The organism is Lentzea guizhouensis (assembly GCF_001701025.1).
GTDB classification, from domain to species: domain Bacteria; phylum Actinomycetota; class Actinomycetes; order Mycobacteriales; family Pseudonocardiaceae; genus Lentzea; species Lentzea guizhouensis.
Genome location: NZ_CP016793.1, coordinates 809819 through 823453 on the forward strand (window position 1 = coordinate 809819; position 13635 = coordinate 823453).

The 13635-nt window shown below is 63.4% G+C and carries 8 protein-coding genes and 3 rRNA genes; 4 read left to right on the top strand and 7 right to left on the bottom strand.

The features are described from left to right. Positions 1-9 precede the first annotated feature (9 nt). Entirely contained in the window at positions 10-1845 is a 1836-nt protein-coding gene (gene lepA, locus BBK82_RS04225; protein WP_065913823.1) for a translation elongation factor 4, read from the bottom strand. An 89-nt stretch (positions 1846-1934) separates the two neighbouring features. On the opposite strand from lepA, the gene BBK82_RS04230 reads away from it, so the two are divergent. Next, positions 1935-2357 carry a type II toxin-antitoxin system PemK/MazF family toxin gene (locus BBK82_RS04230; RefSeq protein ID WP_065920804.1) on the top strand — a complete coding sequence of 141 codons (423 nt, stop codon included), beginning with the start codon at positions 1935-1937 and terminating at the stop codon, positions 2355-2357. A gap of 44 nt (positions 2358-2401) precedes the next feature. Here BBK82_RS04230 and BBK82_RS04235 read toward each other — a convergent pair whose 3' ends face one another. From BBK82_RS04235 to BBK82_RS04260, 6 genes are all read right to left on the bottom strand, one after another. After that, the gene (locus BBK82_RS04235) at positions 2402-3238 is read right to left on the bottom strand and encodes a helix-turn-helix domain-containing protein (protein WP_154697054.1); all 837 of its coding nucleotides are present in this window, start codon (positions 3236-3238) and stop codon (positions 2402-2404) included. A 164-nt stretch (positions 3239-3402) separates the two neighbouring features. Further along, positions 3403-3519, bottom strand: a 5S ribosomal RNA gene (gene rrf, locus BBK82_RS04240). A gap of 91 nt (positions 3520-3610) precedes the next feature. Beyond that, positions 3611-6694 (bottom strand): 23S ribosomal RNA (locus tag BBK82_RS04245). Between the two features lie 339 nt (positions 6695-7033). Then, positions 7034-8550, bottom strand: a 16S ribosomal RNA gene (locus BBK82_RS04250). Together the 16S, 23S and 5S rRNA genes form the textbook arrangement of a ribosomal RNA operon. Before the next feature lie 393 nt (positions 8551-8943). Further along, on the bottom strand, positions 8944-10278 hold the full coding sequence (locus BBK82_RS04255) for a polysaccharide lyase 6 family protein (RefSeq protein WP_065913825.1): 1335 nt from the start codon (positions 10276-10278) through the stop codon (positions 8944-8946). A gap of 43 nt (positions 10279-10321) precedes the next feature. After that, positions 10322-10756 carry an NUDIX hydrolase gene (locus BBK82_RS04260; RefSeq protein ID WP_065913826.1) on the bottom strand — a complete coding sequence of 145 codons (435 nt, stop codon included), beginning with the start codon at positions 10754-10756 and terminating at the stop codon, positions 10322-10324. 73 nt (positions 10757-10829) lie between these two features. On the opposite strand from BBK82_RS04260, the gene BBK82_RS04265 reads away from it, so the two are divergent. From BBK82_RS04265 to BBK82_RS04275, 3 genes are read left to right on the top strand one after another with little or no spacing between them, the layout of a single operon-like run. After that, positions 10830-11756, top strand: a complete 927-nt coding sequence (locus tag BBK82_RS04265) for an SPFH domain-containing protein (RefSeq protein ID WP_065913827.1) — start codon at positions 10830-10832, stop codon at positions 11754-11756. Beyond that, a complete protein-coding gene (locus tag BBK82_RS04270; protein WP_065913828.1) occupies positions 11756-11983 on the top strand; it encodes a type II toxin-antitoxin system antitoxin in 228 nt (75 codons plus the stop codon). The genes BBK82_RS04265 and BBK82_RS04270 overlap by 1 nt, the downstream gene beginning before the upstream one ends. Positions 11984-12000: 17 nt before the next feature. Then, positions 12001-13389: an AAA family ATPase gene (locus BBK82_RS04275; RefSeq protein WP_065920805.1), complete on the top strand. Its 1389-nt coding sequence runs from the start codon at positions 12001-12003 to the stop codon at positions 13387-13389. The last annotated feature ends 246 nt before the right edge of the window (positions 13390-13635 follow it).

A 13635-nucleotide genomic window follows, 5' to 3' on the forward strand; every position in this document is an offset into this window, starting at 1 on the left:
CCACGACGCCTACTTCTTGCCCTTCGGCTCATCAGTGGACAGCGCGGCGACGAAGGCCTCCTGCGGCACCTCCACCCGCCCCACCATCTTCATGCGCTTCTTGCCTTCCTTCTGCTTCTCGAGCAGCTTGCGCTTACGGGTGATGTCACCGCCGTAGCACTTGGCCAGCACGTCCTTGCGGATCGCGCGGATCGTCTCGCGGGCGATCACGCGGGCACCGATCGCGGCCTGGATCGGCACCTCGAACTGCTGCCTGGGGATGAGCTCACGCAGACGGGTCGCCATGCGCGTGCCGTACGCGTAGGCGTAGTCCTTGTGCACGATCGCGCTGAACGCGTCGACCGTCTCACCCTGCAGCAGGATGTCGACCTTGACGAGCTCCGCGTCCTGCTCGCCGGACTCCTCGTAGTCCAGTGAGGCGTAGCCGCGGGTGCGGGACTTCAGCGAGTCGAAGAAGTCGAAGATGATCTCGCCGAGCGGCATGGTGTAGCGCAGCTCGACGCGGTCCTCCGACAGGTAGTCCATGCCGCCGAGCTGGCCGCGCTTGCCCTGGCAGAGCTCCATGATCGCGCCGATGTAGTCGGACGGGGCGATGATGGTGCACTTCGTGACGGGCTCGTAGACCTCGGCGCGCTTGCCCTCCGGCCAGTCGGACGGGTTCGTCACGACGTGCTCGGTGCCGTCCTCCATCACGACGCGGTACACGACGTTCGGGGCCGTGGAGATCAGGTCGAGGCCGTACTCGCGCTCCAGGCGGTCCCGGGTGATCTCCAGGTGCAGCAGGCCGAGGAAGCCGCAGCGGAAGCCGAAGCCCAGCGCGGCGGACGTCTCCGGCTCGTAGGTCAGAGCGGCGTCGTTGAGCTGGAGCTTGTCCAGCGCCTCGCGCAGCTCCGGGTAGTCGGAGCCGTCGACCGGGTACAGGCCGGAGTAGACCATCGGGCGGGGCTCGCGGTAGCCGGCCAGCGGCTCCGTGGCGCCCTTGCGCTCCGACGTGACGGTGTCGCCGACCTTCGACTGGCGCACGTCCTTCACGCCGGTGATCAGGTAGCCCACCTCGCCGACGCCGAGGCCCTGCGACGGCTTCGGCTCCGGCGAGACGATGCCGACCTCGAGGATCTCGTGCGTCGCACCCGTCGACATCATCTTGATGCGCTCGCGCGGCGTGATCTTGCCGTCGACCACGCGGATGTAGGTGACGACGCCGCGGTAGGTGTCGTAGACCGAGTCGAAGATCATCGCGCGGGCCGGGGAGTCCGCCGCGCCGACCGGCGGCGGCACCTTCCGCACGACCTCGTCGAGCAGCGCCTCGACACCGAGACCGGTCTTCGCCGAGACGCGCAGCACTTCCTCCGGCTCACAGCCGACGATGTGCGCGATCTCCTTCGAGTACTTGTCCGGGTCCGCGGCGGGCAGGTCGATCTTGTTCAGCACCGGGATGATGGTGAGGTCGTTCTCCATCGCCAGGTACAGGTTCGCGAGCGTCTGCGCCTCGATGCCCTGCGCGGCGTCGACCAGCAGCACGGCGCCCTCGCAGGCCTCCAGCGCGCGGGACACCTCGTAGGTGAAGTCGACGTGGCCAGGCGTGTCGATCATGTGCAGGACGTGGTCCTGCCCCTCGAGCTGCCACGGCAGGCGCACGTTCTGCGCCTTGATGGTGATACCGCGCTCACGCTCGATGTCCATCCGGTCGAGGTACTGAGCGCGCATCGCCCGCGCTTCGACCACACCGGTGAGCTGCAGCATGCGGTCGGCCAGCGTCGACTTGCCGTGGTCGATGTGCGCGATGATGCAAAAGTTCCGGATGAGCTCCGGCGGCGTGAAGGTCGTGTCGGCGAACGTGGTCAAGGTGGTCCTCAGCAGGAAATCGGACGGGTGTCCCCTTATGGTCCCATAGAAGCCGACGTGCTCTGCACCGCTAGGGTCCGTTCGTGCTGATGAACGGTGAAGACCCCCGCCCGGCCAAGGGTGCGGTCCGCGAGATCCACGACGCCACCGGGGCCGTGAAGCTCGAGTACGAGCCCTCCGCGGACGGCGACGCGGACCCCGGTGAGGTCGTCTGGGCCTGGGTGCCCTTCGAAGAGGACGCGAACCGCGGCAAGGACCGCCCGCTGCTGGTCGTGGGCCGGGCCAGGGACGAACTGATCGCGTTGATGCTCTCCTCGAAGGAGCCGCGCGACGACTACCTGGAGCTCGGCGCCGGTGCCTGGGACCGCGACGGCCGCCCGTCCTACCTTCGCCTCGACCGGGTGTTCGCCCTCGACACCGACGACGACATCCGCCGCGAGGGCGCCGTGCTCGGCCCGGCCGCGTTCGGTCAGGTCGTCGACGCACTGCGCGACCGGCACGGCTGGCGCTGACCGCGACGGCGGGGGCGCCTGGCCACAGTGCGCCCCCGCCGCTCTCAGGCCGCGTGCGGTCCCTGGTCGCCGTGCCGCCGCCCGGCGTACTCCACCAGCTTGTCCCGCGACTTCTCCGCGTCGAGCGCGACCTCGGCCAGCCGGTCGAACAGCAGCCTGACCCGCGCGATCGCGCTGGGGTCCTGCACGAACACCTGCGCCAGCTCGGTCTCGCTGAACGCGACCGGCGCCGCCTTCTCGTACTCCCAGAGCAGACACCCGTTCGACGGCACGACGACCCTCGTCGGCACCACCCGGATGAGGTGCTTCTCGGACAGCAGCCGCGCGCACTGGTCCTCCATCACCCGCCGGCCGCCGACCCGCTGCTGCAGCGCGAACTCGTGGACGTAGAACAGGCACCTCGGCCGGTCAGGACGCCGCAGCACGGTCTGCCGGTCCATCCGGTGCTGCACGACCGGCGGAACTCGCCCGTTGACCCCGAACCCGCCGAGCCGGTGCAGCGCGTCCGCGTACTCCTGCGTTTGCACGAGTCCCGGCACTTTTGTCGCCGAGTAACTCGTTATCGCTGTCGCCGTGGACTCGGCGACCGCCACTGTGCGCGCGTCGTCCACGCCGTGCACGAGGTACTCGTCGAAGGCGTACCGGTAGCGGCGCCGGAACTCGTCGATGAACTGGATGTCCCTGCCGCACATGGTGAACAGCTGCACCAGGTCGATGTCGGTGGCCCGCACCTTGCCGTGCTCCAGGTTGGACACCTTGCTCGGATCCCAGCCCAGCCGCACCGCGAGCGCGGCCCCGCTCATGCCCGCGCCGGTCTCCCGGACCTGGCGCAGCTCGTCGCCCAAGTCCCTGCTGTACGGGGTGGAAGTGAATGCAGTCACAGGAAAAAGTTATGGCTTGTATTTATTCCATGGCAGGGGCTCATTCGGGTGAAAAGACCCGCGCCGGCCGGGACGCCGGTCGTGCCGCCGCACGCGGACTGCCCTTGGACGTGAAAAAGCCCTGCGGGGAGCGCTTGTGGCGCTCAACCCGCAGGGCAAATTAAGTTCGGCGGCGACCTACTCTCCCACACCGTAACCAGTGCAGTACCATCGGCGCAGAAGGGCTTAACTACCGGGTTCGGAATGGGACCGGGTGTTTCCCCAACGCTATAACCACCGAAACACTATGAAATTACAACCAACAACCCCGCAAGGGATTGCGATCGGTTCTGGTTGTTCTTCCAGAACCGCACAGTGGATGCGTAGCGTCTTTGTAACAAGTCCTCGGCCTATTAGTACCAGTCAGCTCCAACCGTTACCGGTCTTCCACCTCTGGCCTATCAACCCAGTGGTCTAGCTGGGGGCCTTAACCCACGAAGGGTGGGATACCTCATCTTGGAACGAGCTTCCCGCTTAGATGCCTTCAGCGGTTATCCCTTCCGAACGTAGCCAACCAGCAATGCTCTTGGCAGAACAACTGGCACACCAGCGGTCCGTCCGTCCCGGTCCTCTCGTACTAGGGACAGCCTTCCTCAAGTATCCTACGCGCGCGGCGGATAGGGACCGAACTGTCTCACGACGTTCTAAACCCAGCTCGCGTACCGCTTTAATGGGCGAACAGCCCAACCCTTGGGACCTACTCCAGCCCCAGGATGCGACGAGCCGACATCGAGGTGCCAAACCATGCCGTCGATATGGACTCTTGGGCAAGATCAGCCTGTTATCCCCGGGGTACCTTTTATCCGTTGAGCGACCACGCTTCCACAAGCCATGGCCGGATCACTAGTTCCGACTTTCGTCCCTGCTCGACCCGTCAGTCTCACAGTCAAGCTCCCTTGTGCACTTGCACTCGACACCTGATTGCCAACCAGGCTGAGGGAACCTTTGAGCGCCTCCGTTACTCTTTGGGAGGCAACCGCCCCAGTTAAACTACCCACCAGGCACTGTCCCTGATCCGGATCACGGACCGAGGTTAGACATCCAATACGACCAGAGTGGTATTTCAACGATGACTCCACAACCACTGGCGTGGCCGCTTCACAGTCTCCCACCTATCCTACACAAGCCGAATCGAACACCAATACCAAGCTATAGTAAAGGTCCCGGGGTCTTTCCGTCCTGCCGCGCGTAACGAGCATCTTTACTCGTAATGCAATTTCGCCGGGCCTGCGGTTGAGACAGTCGAGAAGTCGTTACGCCATTCGTGCAGGTCGGAACTTACCCGACAAGGAATTTCGCTACCTTAGGATGGTTATAGTTACCACCGCCGTTTACTGGCGCTTAAGTTCTCAGCTTCGCCCTTGCGGACTAACCGGTCCCCTTAACGTTCCAGCACCGGGCAGGCGTCAGTCCATATACATCGTCTTGCGACTTCGCATGGACCTGTGTTTTTAGTAAACAGTCGCTTCTCGCTGGTCTCTGCGGCCGTCTCGCCCTAGCCCGCAAGAGGCTTCAAGCGCTACGGCCCCCCTTCTCCCGAAGTTACGGGGGCATTTTGCCGAGTTCCTTAACCACAGTTCGCCCGATCGCCTCGGTATTCTCTACCTGACCACCTGTGTCGGTTTGGGGTACGGGCCGCGTGAAAGCTCGCTAGAGGCTTTTCTCGGCAGCATGGGATCACTCTACTTCGCCTCAATCGGCTACGCATCACGTCTCAGGATATGTGAAGCACGGATTTGCCTATGCTTCTCCCTACACGCTTGCACCAGTACTACCACTCACTGGCGGAGCTACCCTCCTGCGTCACCCCATCGCTTGACTACTACAAGTTCAGGTCCCGCGCTCCACTTACCCCTAGATCCCGAAGGATCATCGGAGGGCTTCGGGCGGTTAGTATCACAAGGTTCATCATGGGCGCGTTCACACGGGTACGGGAATATCAACCCGTTGTCCATCGACTACGCCTGTCGGCCTCGCCTTAGGTCCCGACTTACCCTGGGCGGATTAGCCTGGCCCAGGAACCCTTGGTCATCCGGCGGACGAGTTTCTCACTCGTCTTTCGCTACTCATGCCTGCATTCTCACTCGCATAGCGTCCACGGCTGGATTCCTCCGCCGCTTCAACCGCTACACGACGCTCCCCTACCCATCCCAGCACAAGGCTGAAATGACACAGCTTCGGCGGTGTGCTTAAGCCCCGCTACATTGTCGGCGCAGGACCACTTGACCAGTGAGCTATTACGCACTCTTTAAAGGGTGGCTGCTTCTAAGCCAACCTCCTGGCTGTCTGTGCGACCCCACATCCTTTCCCACTTAGCACACACTTAGGGGCCTTAGCTGGCGTTCTGGGCTGTTTCCCTCTCGACTACGAAGCTTATCCCCCGCAGTCTCACTGCCGCACTCTCACACCACGGTATTCGGAGTTTGGTTGATTTCGGTAAGCTTGTGGGCCCCCTAGACCATCCAGTGCTCTACCCCCGCGGTGAAACATACGACGCTGCACCTAAATGCATTTCGGGGAGAACCAGCTATCACGGTGTTTGATTGGCCTTTCACCCCTAACCACAGCTCATCCCCCAGGTTTTCAACCCTGGTGGGTTCGGGCCTCCACGCGGTCTTACCCGCGCTTCACCCTGGCCATGGCTAGATCACACCGCTTCGGGTCTAGACCACGCGACTATGACGCCCTATTCAGACTCGCTTTCGCTACGGCTACCCCACACGGGTTAACCTCGCCACGTAGCACTAACTCGCAGGCTCATTCTTCAAAAGGCACGCCGTCACCCCTAAAGGCTCCGACGGATTGTAGGCACACGGTTTCAGGTACTATTTCACTCCCCTCCCGGGGTACTTTTCATCTTTCCCTCACGGTACTAGTCCGCTATCGGTCACCAGGGAGTATTTAGGCTTAGCGGGTGGTCCCGCCAGATTCACAGCGAATTTCACGAGTACGCTGCTACTTGGGAACACTCTAAACAGCCATCGGGTTTTCGAGTACGGGAGTTTCACCCTCTACGCTCACGCTTTCCAGACGTATTCCTCTAACCACAATGGTTTTTGACTGTTTGCCAGTCCGGCAGAACTGACCAAGAGGTCCCACGACCCCGCGAATGCAACCCCTGCCGGGTATCACACAGACGCGGTTTAGCCTCATCCGCTTTCGCTCGCCACTACTCACGGAATCACGGTTGTTTTCTCTTCCTGCGGGTACTGAGATGTTTCACTTCCCCGCGTTCCCTCCACATACCCTATGTGTTCAGGTATGGGTGACCCCACATGACTGGGGCCGGGTTTCCCCATTCGGAAATTCTAGGATCTCAGCTCGGTTGACAGCTCCCCTAGACTTTTCGCAGTCTCCTACGTCCTTCATCGGCTCCTGGTGCCAAGACATCCACCGTATGCCCTTACTAACTTGCTACAAAGATGCTCGCATCCACTGTGCAGTTCTCAAAGAACAATCAGACCCACCAGACCCACTGCGAACGCCGGCCTGACCAATGCCAGGTGGTTCATCCGCGTCTGATGACCGATCACCGAAAGACACACAAAGCGTGTTCTCTCAGGACCCAACAGCGTACCGATCAATCCAGCTAGCCCCCAGATGACCTTTCCACGCGGTAAACCGCAGTACTCACTCATCCGGCAACAAGCCGTCATGCCAGCCAGCATCCACTAATGAGCCCACCCGGCATCGAGGCCGGTGTGGTTCTGACCAGCGCGGAGACGTTTGCTCCGAACACTGGTAGATGCTCCTTAGAAAGGAGGTGATCCAGCCGCACCTTCCGGTACGGCTACCTTGTTACGACTTCGTCCCAATCGCCAGTCCCACCTTCGACCGCTCCCCCCATTGCTGGTTGGGCCACGGGCTTCGGGTGTTACCGACTTTCGTGACGTGACGGGCGGTGTGTACAAGGCCCGGGAACGTATTCACCGCAGCGTTGCTGATCTGCGATTACTAGCGACTCCGACTTCACGGGGTCGAGTTGCAGACCCCGATCCGAACTGAGACCGGCTTTATGGGATTCGCTCCACCTCACGGCTTAGCAGCCCTTTGTACCGGCCATTGTAGCATGTGTGAAGCCCTGGACATAAGGGGCATGATGACTTGACGTCATCCCCACCTTCCTCCGAGTTGACCCCGGCAGTCTCCCATGAGTCCCCACCATTACGTGCTGGCAACATGGAACGAGGGTTGCGCTCGTTGCGGGACTTAACCCAACATCTCACGACACGAGCTGACGACAGCCATGCACCACCTGTGAACCAGCCACAAGGGAGCCCTCATCTCTGAGGATTTCTAGTCCATGTCAAGCCCAGGTAAGGTTCTTCGCGTTGCATCGAATTAATCCACATGCTCCGCCGCTTGTGCGGGCCCCCGTCAATTCCTTTGAGTTTTAGCCTTGCGGCCGTACTCCCCAGGCGGGGTGCTTAATGCGTTAGCTGCGGCACGGAGGACGTGGAAGTCCCCCACACCTAGCACCCACCGTTTACGGCGTGGACTACCAGGGTATCTAATCCTGTTCGCTCCCCACGCTTTCGCTCCTCAGCGTCAGTATCGGCCCAGAGACCCGCCTTCGCCACCGGTGTTCCTCCTGATATCTGCGCATTTCACCGCTACACCAGGAATTCCAGTCTCCCCTGCCGAACTCAAGTCTGCCCGTATCGACCGCAGGCTCGGGGTTAAGCCCCAAGTTTTCACGGCCGACGCGACAAACCGCCTACGAGCTCTTTACGCCCAATAATTCCGGACAACGCTCGCACCCTACGTATTACCGCGGCTGCTGGCACGTAGTTAGCCGGTGCTTCTTCTGCAGGTACCGTCACTTGCGCTTCGTCCCTGCTGAAAGAGGTTTACAACCCGAAGGCCGTCATCCCTCACGCGGCGTCGCTGCATCAGGCTTTCGCCCATTGTGCAATATTCCCCACTGCTGCCTCCCGTAGGAGTCTGGGCCGTGTCTCAGTCCCAGTGTGGCCGGTCACCCTCTCAGGCCGGCTACCCGTCGTCGCCTTGGTAGGCCATTACCCCACCAACAAGCTGATAGGCCGCGGGTCCATCCCATACCGCCGGAACTTTCCACCACTGATCATGCGATCTGTGGTCGTATCCGGTATTAGACCTCGTTTCCAAGGCTTATCCCAGAGTACAGGGCAGGTTACCCACGTGTTACTCACCCGTTCGCCGCTCGTGTACCCCGAAGGGCCTTACCGCTCGACTTGCATGTGTTAAGCACGCCGCCAGCGTTCGTCCTGAGCCAGGATCAAACTCTCCAATAAGGATTGTGTTTGATCGCTCCAGACGGAATATGTCTGGCATCAATCTGTTCTACTCAAAGGAACTACCTCGACGAGGAGGTAATTCATATATTACTGGCTGTGTTATCGGCACGCTGTTGAGTTCTCAAAGAACACGCGCTCACCGGTTCCAGTCTCCGTTTCCGGAGGCTTTCTCTCGGGGCTGTGTTTGAAGCTTATTTGGTCTCGCTGTCCGGTGTCAAATCGGCCTCTCGGAGGCTCTTTCTCTTCCGGTTTTTTGGCCAGGCCCGTGCCGGTTGGTATTTCCGGCCCGCTTCGCTCTGACATGGAGAACATTACACGGGCCTGTTTCGATCTCCAAATCGGGGGTCCCGGTAACCGCCACACGGGCGGCTACCAGGACAAACGCGTTCGTCAGGGTGCGGAGACCCCGACGTCGGCCTTCGTCAGCGGCTTCCGCACCGCCGACGAGTTGTACTCATCCGCCCCGACATCACGCGTGCCGGAGCGCGCCTGAAGGTCGAAGTCCCGCGTCACATAGGAGTAGGTGCCCACCGACGCGTTCACCGCAGGGCTTCCAGACGCGAGACGCAGCAGACCGTTCGCGTCACGCACGAGCTTCGGGTCCACCGTCTTGTAGCCGTTCGGCATGCCGGCGGTGCCGCCCCACACGATGTTGCCCTCGTACTTCACCGTCGAGCCGCTCATCATGTCGACGAGCTTCGACGACGAGCCCTGGATGACGTTGTTCGCGAGCACGCAGTCCTTCGGCGCATGAGTACCGGTGTCGCTGTCGACCACGGCGCCGGAGCCGACCAGGGTGTTGAACGCGACCGTCACGCGGTCGGGACGGTCGTGCGAGGTGGAGGTCGGCCCGCTGTCCGTCTCCGAGCCCTTGCCGAACACGATCGCGCGGTCACCTGTGTTCTGCACGTAGTTGTTGAACACCTTGTGGTCGTTCCCGTGGAACCGGATGCCACTGCCGAACAGCAGGTTACCCTCCACGGCCGTGCGGTTGCCGTGGCGCAGGACGATGTAGCCCTTGCTGTCGCGAATGGTGTTGAAGCGGACGGTGTTGTCCGAGGACTTCACCGAGATCGCCTCGGGGTCGCCGTTGGCCTTCTCGAACAGGTTGTGCTCGATGACCGCGTACGCCGACTTCGACTGCTTGTGGCTGTAGCCGAGCCGGATCGACTCACCGCCGTTCGAACCGGAGAACGAGTGGTTGTAGAAGTAGTTGTGGTGGATCCAGGTCCGCTTGGCGATCTCGGTGCCGGACCCGGTGACCTGCAGGTACACGCCCTCGTTGCTGCGGTTCGAGAACGTGTTGTGGTCGACCTGCACGTCGTCGGCGCTCACCGTGAGAGAGGCGCCGTCCTTGTTGCCGTTGTAGGTGTTGCGGGTGATGCGGGTGGCCTGGGCCTCGACCGGGACCGACATCGTGCTGGTCCCGTCGAAGACGAAGCCCTCGACGGTCACGCCACGCACGGCGCCGAGCGCGAAGCCACCGCTGGTGAACACGGTGCCGCCGGCCCGTCGCGCGGCGACGGTGATGTCGGACCTGGTGATCTTGATGGTCCCGGCGTGCACGCCGTCGGCCAGCTCGATGCGCTGACCTGACCGGGCGGTGTCGATGGCGGCCTGCAGCGAGGCCGTGCTCGACACCGCGACGACGGCGGCGTGCGCCGGTACGTGCACGAAGGACGACAGCAGGGCGGCCGCGGCGATTGCGGCCAGTGATCGGATCATTCGCCGACTCCGTTGTGGGCAAGTCGGCGGCGGTAGGAGCAAGCTACCGCAAGATTCCCGAGGGTGGGGCGGTCCGGTACAGACCGAGAGCGGTGTCGAGGGAGGGCACTCGTTCCAGTTGTCCGACGTCTGCGACCGGGTGCCACTGGGCGAGGTCGGTGGTGCCGCCCACCTCGTTGCGCAGCTCGCCGCCCACGATCCTGACCTCGTACATGATGCGAAGTGCGTGGTAGTCGCGGTGGAACTCCTCGCGGAGCTCCGAGTCGATGCCGATCAGCCGCAGCACCTCGACCGCGTACCCGGTCTCCTCCTCGAACTCCCGGACGACCGCGTCGTACGGGTGCTCACCGTGGTCGATGCCGCCGCCGGGCAGGATCCAACGTTTGCCCTTAGGGCCAAGCCAGCGCGCCAGCAGGATCTCGTCGGCGTCGTTGATGCACACCCCGTAGGCCGCCACACGCTGCTTCTTCGCCCTCATGCGGACCAGCCTAACTTGCGATCATCCCGAAAAAAGTGATATCACTTAGCTACTACTTCGCTAGGGGGTCTGGATGAGCGCGACGATCGACACGACAGTGCACATGCCGGCACCTGCCGTTCGTGAGAAGCACGCGCGGGAGATTGCCGGTCTACCGATGTTCTTCGCTGGGTTGGCGGTGGTTGCGGTGGGCGTGTGGGCGATCATCGAGGGGGTCAGGGCCGCCGACGCGAACGAGCCGTCAGCCGGTCTGCTGATCGCGGGGGTGCTGGTCTTCCTCGCGGCGGCGCTGCTCCTGCGGGGGCTGTTCACCGTCGCGCCCGGTGAGGCGCGCGTGCTGCAGTTCCTCGGCCGGTACGTCGGCACGGTGCGCTCGGACGGCTTGCGGTGGGCGAACCCGCTGACGACGCGGCAGAAGATCTCCACCCGCATCCGCAACCACGAGACGCAGACGCTCAAGGTCAACGACGCGGACGGCAACCCGATCGAGATCGCCGCCGTGGTCGTGTGGCAGGTCGAGGACACGGCGCGCGCACGGTTCGAGGTGGACGACTTCGTGCGGTTCGTGGGGATCCAGACGGAGACCGCGGTCCGGCACATCGCGACCAGCTACCCGTACGACAACCACGAGGAAGCCGGCCTGTCGCTGCGGGAGAACGCGGACGAGATCACCGAGACGCTCGCGATCGAGATCTCCGCACGCGTGCAGTCCGCGGGCGTCAAGGTGATCGAGTCGCGGCTGACGCACCTCGCGTACGCACCGGAGATCGCCCACGCCATGTTGCAGCGGCAGCAGGCCGGCGCGGTCGTCGCGGCACGGACCCGGATCGTCGAGGGTGCCGTGGGCATGGTGGAGCTCGCGTTGGAGCGGCTCGCCGCGCACGACGTCGTGGAGCTCGACGAGGAACGCAAGGCGGCGATGGTGTCGAACCTGCTCGTCGTCCTGTGCGGTGACCGCTCCACTCAGCCCGTGGTGAACACCGGGTCTCTGTACACCTGATGGCGGAGCGCAAAAGCGTTCTGCTCAGGCTCGATCCGGCCGTGCACGACGCGTTGAGCAGGTGGGCGAACGACGAGCTGCGCAGCACCAACGCGCAGATCGAGTTCCTGCTGCGGCGTGCGCTGGCGGACGCGGGCCGGCTGCCCGGTGAGGTGAAGAAGATGCCTCGCCGGGGGAGGCCGCCGAAGAAGCCGGACCAGAAGGACGAGGACGAACCGCGCGAGTAGTGCGTACGTTCGACCGGGTGACAGATCTCCACACGTCCGACGCACGATCGCTCGCGGCGGCTCTGCAGGGGTTGCTGGAGGAGGCCAGGAAACTGGTCTCCGACGGCGCGGAGTCGACGCTGGTCCGGAAGGTGACGGGGCACATCGGCATCCCGATGGCGCAGGTCCCGACCGTGACGGCCAAGTTCTCGGGCTGGGAGCACGTGAACGTGCACCACGGCATCGAGACCTACCTGAAGGAGCACTCCGCGGGGGCGGAGTGGTTCGGGATCGCCGGCAACCGCTCGCACATGGCGCTGGTGGACATGCTGGGCACGGCCGACGGGAGCCACCAGCTCGGCGCCGTCGACTACACGACCGTGGCGACCGGCCCGGACACCGCTGTCGAGGCGGTGCAACTGGGTCTGGTCGCCTCACGGTCTCCCGGTGGCGAACCGGTCGTGGTCGCCGTGCAGGGGCCGGTCGAGGAACGCGGCGACAACCGCTGTTCGCTGCAGGTGCTCGCGGCCTCCCGGGAGATCGCGACGGCCACCCGTGAAGAGGTGGAGCGGCACATCGCCCGGCACAACCTGTTCCAGGGCAAGGTGATGGCGTTCGGGATCAGTGAGCACCGGAACAACCAGCTGCTCACGTTCCTGCCACGGCCGTCGTTGCGGCCTGAGGACGTCGTTCTGCCCGAGGGTGTTCTTGAGGCGATCGAACGTCATGTGGTGCGCACGGCGTCTCAGAGCGAACGGCTACGCGCGCACGGCCAGCATCTGAAACGAGGGCTCCTCCTCTACGGCCCTCCCGGCACCGGCAAGACGCACACGATCCGGTACCTGTTGGGGCGTTTGGAGTCCTCGACGGTGATTGTGCTGAGCGGCGTGGCGATGTTCCGGTTCCTCAAAGTAGCGACGGCACTCGCGCGGAAGCTGGAGCCGGCCGTGGTCGTCGTCGAGGACGTCGACCTGATCGCCGAGGACCGCAGGCACACGTCGTCGGGCAACCCCGCGTTGTTCGAGCTGCTGAACGAGATGGACGGCATCGGTTCCGAGGCCGACGTGACGTTCGTGCTCACCACGAACCGCGTGGAGGCGATGGAGGAGGCCCTCGCGCAACGTCCGGGCCGGATCGACCTCGCGATGAACGTGCCGAAGCCGGACGCGGACGGCCGGGAGCGGCTGCTGCGCCTCTACGCGGCGGGCACGGACCTCGACCTGCCGGACGCCTCCGCGGTCGTGGCGGCGAGCGAGGGTGTGACGGCGTCGTTCGTGAAGGAGCTCGTGCGGCGGGCGACGCTCATCGCGCTGGACGAGCAGCCCGGGGTGGCGCGGGTGCGGCTGGACGAGGCCACGATCACGACCGCGCTGGGCGAGCTGCTGGATGAGAAACAGTCTTTGACGCGCAGCATCCTGGGCGGTTGAACAGGCGTTTCACCAGCATGAAACCGCTTCCGGGCCAGTTCCACCGTTCGGAGGTGTTTTCAGCGGAGTCCTCCACGCGATGGTGTGCGGCGGGCGCACCGGGAACGTGGAGGAGTCTTGTCATTGTTTTCTCGCAAGCGCGCCATGTTCGGCGCGGTGGGCGTTGGTGTGCTGATCGCGTCGCTGACCCAGGCAGGTGGTCAGGCGGCGGGCAAGGAGATCTACCTCGACGCGCGGGCGTCGTCG